This is a genomic window from Sphingobacterium sp. KH_072 (assembly GCF_057837975.1).
In genome coordinates, this window is the sequence record NZ_CM174457.1 from 2,460,696 (window position 1) to 2,478,821 (window position 18,126).

At 44.5% G+C, this 18,126-nt stretch carries 8 protein-coding genes and 1 pseudogene; all 9 read right to left on the reverse strand.

Annotated features, from left to right (window positions below):
* Positions 1–288: 288 nt before the first annotated feature.
* The 9 genes and pseudogenes from AC3IRT_RS11235 to AC3IRT_RS11275 all read right to left on the reverse strand — a co-directional run bounded on the left by AC3IRT_RS11235 (position 289) and on the right by AC3IRT_RS11275 (position 18,125).
* Positions 289–1,530: pseudogene (locus tag AC3IRT_RS11235) on the reverse strand (DUF2264 domain-containing protein).
* A gap of 8 nt (positions 1,531–1,538) precedes the next feature.
* On the reverse strand, positions 1,539–2,675 hold the full coding sequence (locus AC3IRT_RS11240; protein WP_489393346.1) for a glycoside hydrolase family 88/105 protein: 1,137 nt from the start codon (positions 2,673–2,675) through the stop codon (positions 1,539–1,541).
* Between the two features lie 68 nt (positions 2,676–2,743).
* Positions 2,744–5,176: a glycoside hydrolase family 2 TIM barrel-domain containing protein gene (locus tag AC3IRT_RS11245; protein WP_489393347.1), complete on the reverse strand. Its 2,433-nt coding sequence runs from the start codon at positions 5,174–5,176 to the stop codon at positions 2,744–2,746.
* A gap of 108 nt (positions 5,177–5,284) precedes the next feature.
* Entirely contained in the window at positions 5,285–7,189 is a 1,905-nt protein-coding gene (locus AC3IRT_RS11250) for a glycoside hydrolase family 43 protein (RefSeq protein ID WP_489393348.1), read from the reverse strand.
* A 26-nt stretch (positions 7,190–7,215) separates the two neighbouring features.
* Positions 7,216–8,217, reverse strand: a complete 1,002-nt coding sequence (locus AC3IRT_RS11255; RefSeq protein ID WP_489393349.1) for a glycoside hydrolase family 43 protein — start codon at positions 8,215–8,217, stop codon at positions 7,216–7,218.
* The gene (locus AC3IRT_RS11260; RefSeq protein ID WP_489393350.1) at positions 8,217–10,610 is read right to left on the reverse strand and encodes a beta-L-arabinofuranosidase domain-containing protein; all 2,394 of its coding nucleotides are present in this window, start codon (positions 10,608–10,610) and stop codon (positions 8,217–8,219) included. The genes AC3IRT_RS11255 and AC3IRT_RS11260 overlap by 1 nt, the downstream gene beginning before the upstream one ends.
* 20 nt (positions 10,611–10,630) lie before the next feature.
* Entirely contained in the window at positions 10,631–12,643 is a 2,013-nt protein-coding gene (locus AC3IRT_RS11265) for an alpha-L-arabinofuranosidase C-terminal domain-containing protein (RefSeq protein WP_489393351.1), read from the reverse strand.
* Positions 12,644–12,650: 7 nt separating this feature from the next.
* Positions 12,651–15,839 (reverse strand): glycoside hydrolase family 2 TIM barrel-domain containing protein, encoded by a 3,189-nt coding sequence (locus tag AC3IRT_RS11270; protein WP_489393352.1) that lies wholly within the window; start codon positions 15,837–15,839, stop codon positions 12,651–12,653.
* 288 nt (positions 15,840–16,127) lie between these two features.
* A complete protein-coding gene (locus AC3IRT_RS11275) occupies positions 16,128–18,125 on the reverse strand; it encodes a RagB/SusD family nutrient uptake outer membrane protein (RefSeq protein WP_489393353.1) in 1,998 nt (665 codons plus the stop codon).
* Position 18,126 lies beyond the last annotated feature (1 nt).

The window sequence follows — 18,126 nt, forward strand, 5'->3', positions numbered from 1 at the left end:
ATACATTTATATACCTTTTTACAAATTTTCAGAAATAGTATAACTTTATTTCGTTACTTCCCAGCGTCATCGCGCGGAGGTACGATAAAACGGACTTTTTGGGGTTATTAAGGTTGAGAAAGTTAATAAGGTTGATAAAGTTGAGAAGGTTAATAAGATTGATAGCTTATCAAGTTTTTGATCAAGTAGATACCTGAAAAAACACATGGCTTTAGATTGCCGCAGCCTCGTACCTCGGCTTCGCAAAGACGAGGTTTCAAATACTAAAACGGACTGAGATTCGGATCTTTAGTGCACACTATGATCTTTAGCTGCTTGCTGACCTGTCCAGATTTGTTGAGACGTCCAAGGTTGTGCGGGATCTGACCAGAATGCATGGTTTTCTGGCAAGCCCAATGGCAGAAAGACCGTTGCTGCCAAATACGGACTACCTTGATTATTATAAAAATCGCCTAAGCTTTCCTGCGCGCCATACAAGCCGATGGTCAACCAACCATGCTGATAGGTAGAAGGGCTTTCCGTGGTTTTGCGCAATACTGCTGTCAAGGCGCTGCGCACTTGTGCTGCGGGTAAACTTTCTGGTAAACGATCCTTGAAAGCCATATCTGCCAAATGATGGAAGGCAGCGCCACGATAAATCACCGAACGACCGGAAGCCGGGTAGGTGCCATCAACGTGAATCAAGCGCTCTTGAATCTCGGCGTAGCGTTGATTTCGTTTTTTGATATCTTCAAACATCCGGTTGTATGTGCTGGTTTTTGTGCCGATCACATCCACTAACGCACCTAAATATGGATGAATGACATAACTGTTGTAATAATCGAAGGCGAAATGCTCCCCATCTTTGTACATACTATCTCCTACATACCATTGTTCAAATTGGCGTAATGCATAGTCCACGCGCATATTGTCCCACGAGTCGGCATATTTTGCTAAAAATGCTTCGTTGACCGCCGAAAACAATCACCAATTGGAATGAACAGGTAGAAAACGGCGCGTAGTACGGATGGATTCTACCAATTTCATCTGTGAATCATTGGACAGATTCTCCCAAATCCAAGGCGCACGGATCAGGCCGAGCGCCAAGAAGGATGCATCCACTAATTGCTGCCCACCGATATCGAAACGCATAAAATCATGCGCATTCGAATCTAGCGCATTTTCAAATCCTTGAAGCACCCATGTACGATATTGAGCGCGTAGCGCTTGCTCTTCCTTGTCCCCTCCTTCTAGCTGTAACCAAGGCGCTATACCAGAAAGTACTCTTCCAAACACTTCCAAGTATTGCACCTGAATGCGATGCTCACGGTTGTCTACATTTTTGGAAGTAACCTGCGGCATCGTGATTCGTAAGCTATCGTGTGCTAAACTACGAATGACTGGACGCGCCATCTTATCCATCTCTGCTAGCCAAAACATCCGGTCTGAACCAACTGTACTTCCATTTGCATTTTCAACTTTGCTTTGCGCAAAAGAAGCGGAACAAATTAACCCAAGAAAACCTATCCATACCGCAAAACGCATCCTCATAACCAAGCCTATTTATCTAAGTATTTGAACAATTCAGTCGCAGCTAACAAATACGCTCCTACACCAAAGTTTGTCGTAGAATTTTTGTCTACCACTTGCCCCGGAATCGCCTTTTCTCCAATTGGCTGCACATAACCGACCGAACCGTCTGCTTGTACCGCTACGTTTTGCAAATACCGCCATGAGCTATCAATCACAGGCAAGTATTCTGCTGCATTCAGATAACCATTGTTCACGCCCCAAAGCAAACCATAAGTAAAGAAAGCAGTTCCGCTCGTTTCAGGACCGGGAGCGTGCTCTGGATCGAGCAAGCTGCGAGTCCAATAGCCTTCTGGTTGTTGCGCCGCAGCTACTGCGGCGGCTAATTGATTAAAACGCTGTTCGAAAAATGGGCGATGCTCGTACTCTTTTGGCAGATCAGCGAGTACTTTGGCCAATCCAGCCAAAACCCAACCATCTCCCCGCGCCCAGAAATCACGCTCTCCATTGGCGCTCTTGTGCTTTGGATAAAGGTATTTATCATCCCGATAATAAAGATGCGCTTCCTGATCAAACATCAGGCTATCCGCGTAGCGGAAATAGGTATACAATTTCTCTAGGTACATCGGATTATTAGTGACTTCATATAGTTTCGTCATCACAGGCATCACCATATACAAACCATCTGCCCACCACCAATAATCGTCTGCTGGGGTCGACATCTGGTATTCCATCACCTCTTTGGCACGGTGAATACGATTCTCATCTTTATCTATGTGATAAAGATCAATATAAGTCTGAAAGCAGATCTGCCAATCGCCAAACAACACGTAGTCGTCACTTTCTCCATAACTGTATTTCCAATCTTCTATATTGTCGGATTTAGCACCTTTCCAATCATTGGACTTCGCCCAAATCAAACTATACTCCAGAAAGGCGGAATCTTTCGTGACTTCATATGCCGCCATATTACCAGTATGATAAGCCGCCTCATCCCAAAAAGCCCAATTCTGCGGTTTGTTATTCTGCTGCCAATACGTGTTCACCAAACGAATCGAAGCCAAGACATCCTGTTTATCGACTTGGTCAATCGCGTATTTTTTGTTCGTGCAGCCCGCGAAAATCATTGCGGCAGCTACAATAACTATCATTCTCTTCCAATTCATAATCCCCATCTATATTATCAGGAAAGGTGAACTTTTTACATTCACCTTTCTCCATCCTTTATCTTAATTTATTTAAGCGGTATCGTTACTTCTGCAGCTTGCAACCAAGGCGCCGTCAGTCGCACGTGAATCTCTTCCGAAGGCTTGCCATCAGCACGTACATATACCATCATTTTTCCTTTGAAGGCACGCTGTTGATTGTCTGTATAATCCGACATATCGCTGTTATTTCCGGCTTCCATACCAAGTAGAGTCCCTGATCCTACGATGTGACACGTAATCTCATCATCCGCCATTGGCACGACTACTCCATCTTGATCCACGATCTGTAAGCCAATCTGTGCTAGACCACCATCTGCCTTAACCGACTGATTAGCTCCTTCAACCACTTTGAGTGCGTAAGATCTTTTGCTCGTTTTTAGATCGTGCTTCACTATTTCGCTTCCAGATTCATCTAAGCCAATTACCGTCAATGTACCTGCTGCATAAGGTATATCCCAATATACAATACCATGACGGTCATCAGCCGATTTTTCTGCTCCGATTTTACGACCATTCAGCGTAAGATACACTTTTGGCGCATTACTGTAGCTTACCACGCGTACCTGCTGTCCTTCGCTATAATTCCACACCGGCCAAGCATCCATAGAAGGCGCCTGATCTTGTTTTTGTCCTTGCTCTGCTTCTAACTGTGACCATGTATCCGTAGCGGCGCCACCGCCTTGCACTGGATATGTACCTAGATATGCCATCGGTTTATCGGTCCACAAGGAAGCACGAAAATATCCACGCGGTTTCATAGATCCAGCAAAATCTAACAATCCTGAATAGAATCCACGGGAAGGCCAACGACCCGATTCACCTAAGTAATCGATACCCGTCCACAAAAACTGACCGAAAATATGATCATTCTCTTTTACGGCTTTCCAAGCGCCATAATCATGACGATTTTCGCTACCATAGATGATTCGTTCTGGATATTTGGTGTGATCTTCTTGATAACGACTTTCGGTATAATTATAGCCAGCAATATCCAACGCACCGGGATACGCCGTTTCGTTGGACATGGCAACGCCTGCTAATCCCGCGGTAACTGGCCGCGATTGATCGTGCTGACGCACGACTGCCGCTAATCGCTTAGCGATATCGCCCAATTGCATGGCATCTGGCGCATCTTTGCGATGACCACCAAAGATGGGCTGCGTAAATCCACCGCCTTGTGCACCATCCAATATCGGATGTGAGTACGGATCATTCGGATAATCTACTTCATTACCAATGCTCCAAGCAAAAATGGAAAGATGATTACGATCACGACGTACCATATCGGCTAGATCACGCTCGCCCCATTCTTTGAAATAATCAAACGCGCCTTGGAAACCCGGCGTACCCACATTCCAACCCGACAACCATTTGCGTTTAGGGAATTCCCATTCATCAAAAGCTTCATTCATCACCAACATACCCAACTCATCACACAAAGCATACAAACTGCTTGCTTGCGGATTGTGACTAGTCCGGATGGCATTCACACCCATAGATTTCAATTGTAGCAATCTTCTGCGCCATACTTCAGGATATACTGCGGCGCCCAATACACCAGCATCGTGATGCAGACAAACGCCTTTGACTTTCATCCATGTTCCGTTGAGCGCAAAGCCTTTATTCGCATCGAATGTGTATGTACGGAAACCGGTACGAACGCTCGATTGATCTACAACTTTTCCATCTTGCACCACGGTCGTTTCCAACGTATATAGATTAGGATCATCGAGATTCCATAACAAAGGATCGCGCACTTCCAGTGTACTATTTATTGCTTGTTTACCGTTTTTTGGAACGTTTAATTTCGTGGTTTTCTTAGTCACCGTTTTACCAGCAGCATCCACCAAAGTATGCGTTACTTGCAAATTCACCGCTTGATCAGACTGGTTTTGTACTGGTGTTTCTATTTTCAAGGTGCCTTTATTTTTAGTCACTTCGGGATATACATACAATCCCCAAGGCTCCAGATGCACTTTGTTTGCTTGCACCAACCAGACATCACGATAGATTCCTGAGCCGGTGTACCAGCGCGAATCGGCATCTTGCGTATGATCCACACGCACAGCAATGGTATTCTCTGCGCCATATTTCAAATGTGGCGTGAGATCGTACATAAACGAAACATATCCGTTTGGTCTTTTGCCTAACGAATGTCCGTTTACAAACACTTCGCTGCGATTATACACTCCTTCAAAATAGATGTAAAGTTGTTGACCTTTCTTGTCTGCATCGATGAAAACCTGTTTGCGATACCAACCAATGCCTCCCGGCAAATAGCCAGTCGCGCTAGCTAAACTTGGACTTAGCGGTTGCTGTACGCTCCAGTCATGTGGCAGTTGGACTCCGCGCCATGAGCGATCCAATTTCTCGGCTGTAGCCGCATCGGTCTGATCGCTTAATTTAAATTGCCAATCCTTATTTATTTTGGTCGCATTACCAAAGTCGGCTTGCGCCATTACCTCATTGCTGTTATATAACAGTAGGAAGCAAATGCTGATATTCGCAACAAGAAATCGGGTTAATTTTGAGTACATGTTATTTGTAAAAAATTTGTCTGTAAAAAATTAGTTAGTAGGAATGACCGGCAAGATGAAACCCTGCTCATCAAACTTTAAAGCGTCGATCGCGACTTCGCGGTGAAAACCTGCGGCATCGCCCATCTTGATTCCTTCTGGATAAGAGAAGCGATGGTACACGATATACCATTCATCTTTTCCCGGCACTTGAATCACAGAATTATGGCCGGTACCATAAATACCTTTCGCTTCATCCTTCTGTAGGATCAGGTTATTCTCTGGAATTTGAATAGGCGATGTTGGAGAATCTGCAATACCATAACGCACGCGATAATTAGGACTTCTGGTATCCTCTTCCGACCATAAGAAATAGTACTTTCCTTCGCGGTAAATAACAAATACGCCTTCCCGAAATGTGCCATCCGTTGGTGTCATCACTTTGGTCGTGTTCGGTTTTAGAGAGATCATATCTTTGTTCAACTCAGCGACGGCCAAATAACCATTGCCCCAATACAAGTAGTTTTTCTTCGATTTAGGATCGTAAAATACCGCTGGATCGATTTCCTGTCCATTTTGGATGCCTGCTGGCTTGCTATTCACCAACGGCTTACCTGAATCGCGAAATGGTCCTTGTGGACTATCTGCGACCGCTACGCCGATCTTCTGCGCTGCCGTAAAGTAGTAGTAATACTGGTATTTCCCTTTGTTATTCTTCTCAATAATGGTCGGTGCCCAAGCATGACGATCAGCCCAAGAAACATCTTTTTTCAAATCCAAAATAACGCCTTCATCTTTCCAGTTTTTCAAATCAGTCGAAGAGAATGTTTTGAAATAATAACCGCCCCAGCCATCAAATCCATCACTGGTAGGATACATATAGTATTTTTTGTTTTTATGGGAGTAGATAATATCCGGATCGGCATAATAGCCATCCAATACCGGATTCTTGGCGGCAGGCACTTGAATTCCTGCTGGTGTTCCCCAACGATCGGTCACCGCTTTTAATTCATTCCGCGATAGCGGAATAATCGAGCCATGTCTTGGGTGAAAATCCATGCTGATATCTTCATCTATCACTTTAAATCGGTCCAGATCCACACTTTCACAGAATTGGTATTTGCCCTTGCCATATACATCATACATCAATATATACTTGTCCGAATGGTTCAACTTAAACACGCTAGATCCTTCTACCGCATCCGTTGTTTGTTGCTTATAACCCGGTTGCTCGATCCATTTTCCAGAAGTCAAGGAATCGGTAATCGCTAAGCGAAGACCATTACCATGTCCTTCTGTTTTGTAAAACAGGTAGTACAAGCCATTCTTCAGAATGATGTCACCATCAATACAAGATTTTTGGTTTTTAGGAACAAACAGTTTTTGAGGTTCGGCTTCCAGATCGGTAAAATCTGCATTTGCATACGCGTAATAGATAATATCTGCCCCAGCGCCATGCTGCATAGACCAATAGACCATATATTTATTGACAGATGGATCAAAGATCGTTTGTGGCGCCCACACGCGTTTCAAATCTTCATTTCCCGTAAAACGTGTCGGAATATGGATTTTGCTGTGTTCCCAATCCACTAAGTTGTTGGATTTCAACAGAATCATGCCGCGATTCGAATCCCAACCTTTGCTCGACGTCATATCCGTCAATACCATATAGAAAGATTTTCCATCTTCACCACGCAAAATATGCGGATCGCGAACGCCACCTGTGGAACTAATCTCAGCCGAACTCAACACGGGTTGATTGTTATTGAGCGCACGGTAATTGTAGCCATCGGTACTGATAGCGAAACAAACAGACTCATCTTCAACAGCATTGCCTTTGAAATAGGCAAACAAATAGCCAACATAATCTTTATCGACAGGTCCAGATTTGTAAGATTGTGCCAGCAACAGGGAACTGCTCAATAAATAGGCGACTAGGGTAATAATTATTCTCATCTAAATAAATATTGGTCTTAAAAAAATTAGTTGACTCCTTCGGAGGTCATCTGGATACGTTTGATGGTGCCATCTTTATTAAAATACAGACGATCTATACATATCGAACGACTATAGCTACTGCCATCGGTTTGTATGGCACCATTGTGATAGATAAAATACCACTCGCCTTTAAACTCAACAATAGATTGGTGATTGGTATTGCTATTACCCGCAATCTCGTTTAGAAGGCCTTTGTATTCATACGGCCCTTCCATCCGATCTCCCATCGCATAGGCGATCTTTTCTGGGAATCCTGTGGCATAGGTTAGGTAATATTTCTTTTTATATTTATGAACCCAGGGCGCTTCGGTAAAATCCAGCTTATCGAATTTGATCTGCTTTATTTCCCCATCGATTTCGATCATATTATCTTTCAACTTGGCGTAATAACATTCGCGATTGCCCCAAAATATCCAAGCTTGTCCATCATCATCAATATGCACGGCAGGATCAATACAAGCCCAAGCATGGCTCGATGCAAAACAATCGTCGTTCGTCAACAATGGTTTTCCCAAAGCGTCTTGAAAAGGGCCTGTAGGCGAATCGGATACCGCCACGCCAATGCCCGACCAATTGGTACTGATGTACCAATAATATTTACCATCGCGCTCGGTAACGTGACCAGCAAACGCATCTCCACTCTTTGCCCAAGCAAAATCTGTAATCTTTAATGGCACTTCGTATTCCGTCCAGTTTTTCATATCGGTGGTAGAATAGACCAACCAATCTTTCATCACGTACTTGGTTTGTCCGCCAGCTAGATCGTGGCCAGCATAAAGCCACAGCGTGTCGCCTTGCACGAGCGCAGCCGGATCTGCCGTGTATTTATCTTTGATAATGGGATTGCCCGTTGCCACGAATTGCTTCACGACCTTTTGACTTGCGTCTTGCGCAGATGCCACCGAAAACGCACCTAGCAGACAGGCCGCGGTGACGAATGCTTTATTTCGAATGTTTTTGTATGATTTATTTGTCGATTTCATCATTAAAAATTGGTTACCGGCGTATCAGATAGATTATTCCGGAGTAGTCTTATATTGGTTAATTTCGCGGTTTTGTTGCCCGAATTAGCTTCTACACGAATAAGTAGGTCTGCATTGGTTTGTATCTCTTTTGGCAGGGCCACGGTTTGCTGTTGCAACCCCGACGCCTGCTGATCAGCGATTAATTTCACGACCTGCACGCCATTAATAGAAATGTTGTAGTCATATTCGCCTTCGGCAAAATATTGAATATACAAGAATTTGGCTTCGCCGGATGATTGCCGAAGTTGATAACTAAACCAACCATCGGCTTGTCGCCATTGTGTGCCATTCTGTGCACCTGTAGTCGATCGCGAAGATTGAATCGCATGGTCCGATTCGGGTTGTTGTTGCCCTACGCGTACTTGATCAATGGTGAACTTTTCTAACCGCTCCAGATAAGCATCGCTTACCCGATTAAAATAACTTTTAGCATCACTTTGCGATTCGGCATAAGGCCAATAAATTTGATAGCGTGCATCGTGAATTTGAGCAAATGGCTGCAATATTTGCGTTTGCGACTCCCCTTTTGCATTCTGCACATGCAGTGCAAAGCGAAGGTCTTTCGCCGAAATCAAATCGACCGACTGCACTAAATTAGCTTTATCGCCGACTAATAAGGGGATATCTGTGGCAGAAACCTGTTTGCCTTTGGCAATATGACCACCACGGCTATCATCCGCCAGCAATCCGACGATATCATCTTGCGCTGCACTTGTACCAGCCAATACTACTGGTCCATAATTAAAGGCGAGATACGGGGAATTGTCTGGAAATGTTTCCAATTCTACATGCATCGGCAATACCAATTGTACCTCATCGCCATCTTTCCATTTGCGATCTAGAGCAAGGTAGCCTTTTGTACTTTCCTGAATCTTTTGTTGTACGCCATTGACAAAAAGGGAGACGTGCTCCCCTTTTGTCCAATTTGGCTTTCGTAGATGTAGGGTAAACTTTTTCGCTTTATCAGCGTGTATTTTAAAATTGATCGTATCCGTACTCGGAAATTGATGTCGCTGCACTAAGCGCACGCCCATCTTTTCCCAAGTCAGTACCGATGGAATAAACAAATTGACCCATAATGCATTATCTTGTTCGGCATAGATAAATTCGCCGTATTTCGAATGGCTTTCTAATCCAGAGCCTACACAACACCAAAAACTAGTTTGAGGCTGCGAATACACGCGATAATGTGCTGGTCGCATCGGCGTAAAATACACCAATCCACCATGCTCTGGATGTTGTGAAGATAAAATATGATTGTACAAAGCGCGCTCGTAGTAATCGACATAGCGTACATCGCCCGTGCGCTGAAACAATTGCGCACTTAGCTTGAGCATATTGTAAGTATTGCAGGTTTCTGGTCCTTCGACACTGGTCACCATGCTCGAAAAATCATCCGAAGGATGGAAATGCTCGTACGTGCTGTTCCCTCCGATCGCCACGCTGCGATTGTGCACCACGGTTTCCCAAAAGAATTGCGCGCCATCGTGCCAATCTTCTTGATTTTCCAACTCGGCAATGCGTTCGATACCGATTACTTTTGGAATTTGCGTATTGGCATGCATTCCCGTCAGGAGATCTTGTCTGCTTAACAATGGGTTTAGAAAGGATTTTTGTGTAAAGCGTTTTGCTAACCTAACGTGAGCTGGATTTTTAGTCCAAAAAGCGACATCGGCAAACACCTCATTCAGACCGCCATGCTCACTACGCAACATATCTTGCATTTGCTCATCGCTCAGTCCATCGATGACGTTTACCCCCCAATCGGTCATCTTGACCAACATGTCTTTGGCTACTGAGTAACCAGCCACTTGATATGCATCGCGCAAACCAGCAAAGGTTTTGTGGATGTTATACAAAGGCACCCATTTGCCGTTCAAATCAAAATTACCCGCGCGAATATCGCCTTTGCTAATCTCTTGCCAAAGTGCAGTACTGCCGGGTACGCCACCAATATATCCAGTGCCGAATGCATCTTGACAACGCTGCAATTCAGAAAGTACATATTCTAAGCGTTTCTGTATGGTTTTATCGCCCGTGGATGCGTACAGCATGGACAAACCGGATAAATAATGACCGGCAGTATGGCCATCCAAACCAGAGTTTTCCCAATTTGGATAACTTGCTGCTTTCTCGGGCAAACCTGCTTCGCGCAAAAAGGGCGCGAGCAAGCGATCGGCATCCAAAGCCAGCAGGTAATTACGATTTAGCGATTGCGCTTCTAGAAATGGACTTTCCAACAACCGCACCTGCTTCATGGGGAGCAGCTTTATCGCTCCATCTTGTGCCATAGCGGTTGTACTCGTCAAAGCTGCAAAAGCAAGCATCCAATACACATTCCGTTTTCTAAACATAAGTCGTCGATTGCTCAGATCTAATATTTGATCTTAATGGTATAAAAAGCATGTGGTTGCATCGGCAAATCCACCTTTTTCTTATTCACTGGTAAGGTAGTTTGCTGCGGAACAACACGTAGCTCTTTACCTACCGCATTGAATGCGCCCAGATCATTGGCTGTAATAAATTCTACTTGCGCATTCTTATCCAGCTTTTGCGAACCATTCAGATTAAGCGCGATCTGTTTCGGCTGTCCACTCACGTTCACAATTTTCAAGGTGATGTTACGATGCTCTTCATCTAACACGGCCGAAGCATATACGCTATCTTGTCCAGCAACAGCAGATTCTTGATCAAGTAACGATAAGATATGTGTACCTCTATTTGTCGAATAAGCTTTTTGCACGTAATAACTTGGTGTAGGATACACTTTCATATTGTCCACCCAAATCAAGTTTGGATTCCATTGCCAGCCTTCGGCATGTGCAAATAGTGGCGCATAAGAAGCCAATTGTACCACATCCGCGTTGCGCTCCAATCCGGTTAGAAATGCGGCTTCAGACAAAGCGGCTTCCCAGTTATTACGCTGCTCCGCGTGCGTCGCTGCACGACTATGTGCGGCGTACTCGCCTGCAAAAATCTTTGGCCCTTGGCGATCGTAATTATCGTAGCGTTTCGCATTATTCAAGAACCATTTAGGCTCTTGGTAGAAATGCTCGTCGATGATATCTACTTTCATCGAGCGCAGCTCTTTATCCAAGTATTCAAAATATTCACCACTAGAATACGGCCCTGCACTGGCTATGATTTCTACTTCTGGATGTTTCTCTTTCAGTATTTTTTGGAATACAGCTAAACGCTCTACATATTGAGGACCCCAGTTTTCATTTCCGACACCCAACAATTTGAGGTTGAATGGTTCTGGATGCCCCATATCTGCCCGCACTTTACCCCAAGTAGTGTTCACCGAACCGTTGGCAAATTCGATCAAATCGATCGCATCTTGAATATAGGGATCCAACTCATCCAATGGCACTAATTCGCCGGTGTTGAATTGGCAAGCCATACCGCAGTTTAGAATAGGAAGCGGCTCGGCACCGATATCTTCTGCCATCAGGAAGTACTCATAAAAACCTAAACCAAATGTTTGGAAATAATCTGGTGTTAAGCGATGCGCAAATTCCGTATTCCAACGGTTGATGATGAGTTGACGGTCTTCAATCGCTCCTACCGTTTTCTTCCATTGGAAACGTTGCGAAAGATCAAATCCTTCGACAATACAACCGCCGGGAAAACGAATAAATCCTGGCTTTAGATCTGCCAAGGCCTGTACCATATCGGCGCGTAAACCTTTTTTACGACCTTTCCAGGTATCTTCTGGAAATAAGGAAATCATATCTAAATCGATCACGCCCTTGCCTTCAAACCACATGCGGAAAGAGCCTTTGGGATCTGTTTTGGTAGCCACTAAACGCGCCTCGGCGCTTTGCCAATTTTGCACATCTGCGGTTGGCTGAAACGCTGTCTCCGCAATCACCTGACCCGTAGAATCTAATAACTCTAGCTTAACGCGAATACCGGCATTGGCTTGACGATACAATACCGAAAAATCGTAGGCCAAACCTTCTTTGATTCCTATGCCTCGGAAACCTTCATTTTGTAAACCTAGCGTGGTATCTGCTTTTCGTGTATCTACTCTCAGATAGCGTGGATTGGCTTGATGTTCTTCTTCCTGCCGATTTAAGATGGTCATGCTCGCTTCGGTATTTTTACCCAGCTTTTCCCACCCCATCATCGGTCTAAAAAACTCAAAAGAACGGTTTTTGATCAGTTCGGCATAAATACCGCCATCTGCTCCCATATTGATATCTTCGAAGAAGATGCCCCACATATTGGGATTGATCTCGCCTTTCGGCTTATTCATATCCACCGTAAAGGTTTTTTGATCCTGCGCGGATACATCTTTGGACTGCACCTGCAATGCTGCCGCTAGCAGCGCTATTTTTAGTAGATTTTTTCGAGAGAAAATATGTTTTCCGGTAAATGCCATAATAAGGTTATAATGGTTTGATTAGAAAGTTAAAGGTATAATTTTGATATGGAATCAGATATTGCGTCAACGGCCATGCTCCCCAACTGTTGATACCACCTACTCCCATTTGTTTCAAATCGATATTTAATTGCGTTTGCGGACGCTTAACAAGGTCGGCCGCGTGGCGCTGAATACGTTTCTCGCCGTCGTCCAGATCTGCATCAAAGTAATGCAGCGCGCTGGCACTAAAAGTACTATCTGCCGCGATAAGTAATCCACGACCTTTCTTATTGGTCACTTTGTACCAACGCAGATCGGTTTTGTTGCCCGTCTCATTCGGCATCACATAAGGGAAATATTGCTCATCGACTGTTTGGTCGTATTGTCTTACGTGTGCGCTGAAATTGCGGTCTATATAATTTTCGTGCGGTCCGCGTCCATAGAAGGCGACGTTTTCAAAACCGGCCGGCAAGATCCACTGCATACCAAAGCGTGGCAACACGCCTATTTCCTGCGCTGTATCTACCGCTAGCTTTTGCGAAACGGAAATAACTCCCGCCGCATTAATCACGTAATTTATTTCCAGCGTAGCGAACACAGATGGAAGTTGCTGTTGTACCGTCACATGCGCCAGATCGTCCTTCAACTCAAAGCGCATATCTTTCAGTTCCGTCTTCCGCGTAGCTGCTTTCCAAGCAGCTAGCTTTGTTGGAATTTTGGCACCGATATCGTTGTCATTTGGCGCTCTCCAAAAATTGGCTTTAAACTCAGAGGATGATTCTATCAAGGCGGTTCCTTTGTACACAAATTTGTTGATAGAACCCGTGCTCGCATCAAAGAGAATGTCTACATCTTTGGATTTTAAGACGATGCCAGACTGATCTTGATGAGCAGACAATTTCCCATTCGCTGTTACCGATGTCGTTTTAGGATACGCTCCTCCCAAGGCCAATTGCTCCGTAGCTACAATATGATTCGCTGGAATCAACGGTTCAGCTTTTTTAAGACGATAGGTAATGTTTAAGAAGGTCTCTCCATCCAATTGCTTATCCCAGTTGAATGGTAACGTCACCGTATTTTGTGGATCAACGAATAACTGATCAACAGTCCATGAAGACACTTTTTTGCCGTTGCGAATGATTTCGAACTCAGCCTTGACATTGTTCAAATCGGTAAAAAACTTCTCATTATAAATATCGATCGCTGCGTCGCCCGATAAGCTGGTATGAATATCTTGATAGACTTTTTTCATCTCCCAAGCATGCGGATAAGGCGTGCGATTGGCGTAAAAGATGCCTTTGGAAGCAAAGTTCCAGTCGGTGATTGCCTCTTTGGGCTCATAATCTCCTCCGTAAGTATATACGGTATCACCTTTCACATTGATTTTCTGAAAGGTCTGATCGACGAAATCCCAGATATAACCACCTTGAAAATGACCTTTATTCTCCCGAATAATATCCCAGTAATCCTTAAAGTTACCGAGTGAATTACCCATAGCGTGTGCGTATTCACATTGTATAAATGGTTTGGTTGGGTTCGGATAGCGCTTTACATAATTTTTCATTGCATCTGGACTGGCGTACATTGGCACATTCAGATCCGTATTCCAGTCGAAACGTAATTCCCCATAATTCACAACCGCACGCTCGTACTGTACCGGACGGGTGGTATCCCGCTCTTTCATCGCGACATAACTTCTGTAGAAATTATATCCATTGCCCGCTTCATTTCCCATACTCCAGATCACCACACTCGCGTGGTTTTTATCACGCTCTTGCAGGCGTGTCACCCGAGAAACGTGTGCATTTTCCCAAGTCGGACGATTGGCCATGGTATACGAAAGATCGTAGCCCATACCGTGCGACTCGATGTTGGCCTCATCAATGACGTATAAACCGTACTCATCGCACAAGTCCAACCATAGCTCTGCATTCGGATAGTGACTATTTCTAACGGAGTTGATATTGAAAAGCTTCATCAATTCAATATCCTTAATCATGGATTCACGTGAAATAACTTGTCCGGTCTTCGGATCGGTCTCGTGCCGGTTTACGCCTTTTATTAAAATGGGTTGTCCATTCACCAAGAGTTGACCGTTTTTAATTTCAATCTTTCTAAATCCGATTCTAGTCGGAATAACTTCCAATACATTGCCCTGCGCATCGAGCAAGGTAGAAGTGATTTTGTAGAGATTTGGCGTTTCTGCCGTCCACAAAGCGGGTTTAGCCACCCGAATACCTGCTTTCACGATTGGGGAATTTCCTACCGGTACAGTTTGCTGCCCGATAATTTCTTTTCCTCTCGTCAGCACGAACGCCACTTGATGCCCTTTATCTGTTACTTGGTTGAGCTTCACTTGGGCATGTAGCACAGCTTGATCATAGGTATTATTCAACGCAGGTACCATATCCACATCGTAGATGTATTCCTTATTGCGTGCTAGCAAATAACAATCTCGTGTAATGCCGCTCAATCGCCACATATCCTGATCTTCTAGGTAATTGGCTACGCCCCAGCGCATGATTTTAAGCGCGATAACATTTTTACCTTTTTTTAGAAAAGGAGTGAGATCAAATTCGGAAGGCAACTTGCTATCTTCTCCATACCCTACGTATTCGCCATTCACCCATACCGACAAATTGGATTTGGCAGCGCCAATGTGTAATGTAATCTGCTTGCCAGCCCAATCATCTCCGATCTCCACTTCCCGACGATATACAGCAGTAGGATTGAAATCCATCGGAACATGCGGTGGATTGGGGCGACCGATCAAATAGGTAAACTCAAAACCGGACGTGGTATACATCGGAAAGCCATAACCATTCATCTCCCAATTGGCCGGAACTTGAAACGTCGGCCATTGGCTATCATCATGATTGGTCTTTTCAAATCCTGCTGGCAAATCGGCTGGCGCTTCTACCCACTTAAACTTCCAAGCTCCGTTGAGACTTTGATAATTGGTGGATTGTTTCCAGTCTCCTTTGTCGGCCGCAGATTGATTTTCGTATACGAAGTAGTCGCTGCGCATCGGTAATCGATTGACTTCGACAATGGTTTCATCCAACCATGGAATACCTTTACGCTGTGCCTCCGTGAGCGTAGTTTTGGCTTCGCCAGATCCAGATAGCGTCACGCTAGATTGTGCTAAGGCGGTGGCGCTTGCTAGCGCAGTTACGGCAAAAAATACAAGTTTCTTATACAATGTACTATTCATATCGATCGAAAATGACTGCATATCGCTACGCGGTCGACTATTGAAAATCGGCTAGTAGGTGTTAATAGCACTAAGATAAAAGCAAATGAGTGCCATGGAGGGGGTCATTTTTACCCAAAACAGGGTGTATATTGACCGAAACGGAATGTCATGTGAAGTTCTAGTAACGAATGTATGACAAGTGTGGAATTTTCACTGCGAATGCTTTCATACCGGATCAATACATAAAAAAACCGCAGACCATCTTCGGATGATCTACGGCTAATAAACAACTATAAAAACGATCTTTTAAAATCCATTTGGTGCAGCACCACCAGCGGTAGTCCATCCCGGATTTTGATAAATAACAGAAGTTGCCGGAGAACTATCTGGCGAACTAAGAATAAAGTGTAAAGCAGCAATAGGCTCTAAGTAGTGTGCCATAGTAAACCGTGCTCCATTGTATCCTAAAGAGCTGCCTTGTATCTCTAATGGCCGCAGATAAGCACTACGCGCCGGATCAGACACAATCGCGTTGCTATTAGATGCACCAAACACCAAAGCACTTGCTTGATACCAGTCTTTCATGGGTCCCCATAATTTGAACCCTTCGAAATGGTATGGCGTTTGCGCCATTTGATCCATGGCGCGCCAGCGTTTCAAATCCATCCAACGCAAGCCTTCGGCCATCAACTCGCTACGACGCTCACGACGAATATTGTACAGAGTTGGGTTGATTAAATTACCGGCAGAATACGCGCCCCAATCCGATGTTTCTTTGCTCATCTCGGTCGCCGCAATCGTTTTGGTATAATCAGGATCAACCTTCGCGCGAGTACGTAATGTTCTCCAATAACCTTGCGCTTTACCATCGATACTTCCATTTTTTTCATAACAAGCTTCGATGTAGTTTAGATATGCTTCTGCCGCGCGGAATGTAATACTACCGGTATAGCCTTGCCCATTATTCATTTGCATGGCATCGTACGAAAGGCCTTTTCGCAATGCGTATCCTGTCGTATATTTTTGTTCCCAGTTGGTCGCCAAAATCTGTGGCGTTGGTTCCACGGCTACTTCCGTATTACCAGCACCTCGATTCAACAAAACATTACGCTGATTAGGTTCTTTCAAGAAAAGGTTCAATCGTCCGTCACGATTGGCACGTACATCAGCGATGTAATCATCGCCTTGATAGCCACTTCCCGTCGCGTAAATCGGCAAACCATTCCCCATCAGGAAGCTTTCTACCATACTGCGCGTCGTACCGACAGCATAATTTCCGGTAAGCGAATTGACTGGCACATTGTGCGTCACCACACTCTGACTGTATTCTCTCCAAAGCAAAACTTCACTGTAAGTCGACATATTGACCGCGGAAAACATGTTGTAATACGGATTTTCATTCGCTGGAGATTCAATAATTCCGGTGTTTTCTACCAAAGCCACTTCGTCTGCCACGACTTGCGCACTAGACATCGCTTGTGTCAAGAAAAAGTCGATTTCTTGATCAATCCCACCCGAAGGATATTGATAGTTACTGGTAAATTCCTTAGTTGCGCCTGGCCATTCCGGACCATTCGGCACGAAGGCCGTACCTTTAAAGTATTTCAACCACGTACCTTCATACAAGGCAACTCTCGATTTTAATAACAAGGCGGCATGCTTCGCAATACGCTGTTTGCGACCGCCTGGCGCTTGCACTTTCAGCAACGTGATCGCTGAATCTAAATCCGACAAGATGAAACGAGCCACTTCGTTGCGTGGAGAACGACGACTCGCCTGCACCAAAATAGCTGGATCGCTATCATCCATATTCATTTTGATGATCGGGAAATCACCCAAGGCCTGTAATTTTTGAAAGTAAGCCATTGCACGCAGGAAATAGCCTTCTCCTACGTAATGTGCGATATTCTCGGAAGTACCAAAAATATTTCCTGCTTGCCATTTCGGCACGACCGTATTCAGGTAGTAGTTCGCTTGGAAAATAGCTCCGAAGCTCCAATCGCCACCGTTAGCAGCAACGCGTTGCTGTCCTGGAACATACCGATTATTCACTGATGGAGTTACCATATTGTCGGTGCCACCATCATTACCGAAAGTTCCGTAAGACCAGTTACCATGCGATGGCAACAATTCAGTGTATCGCGCAATTGTATAAGCCGCTAATTGATTTTCTTCCTCCAGATAATTCTCCGGTATAATCTGAGATGGTGGCTCAATATCTAAAAACTTCTCACAGGAACTCAGTCCTGCAACCGCTCCAAAAAGGAGTATATATTTTGTAAAAAACTGATTATTTAATTTCATG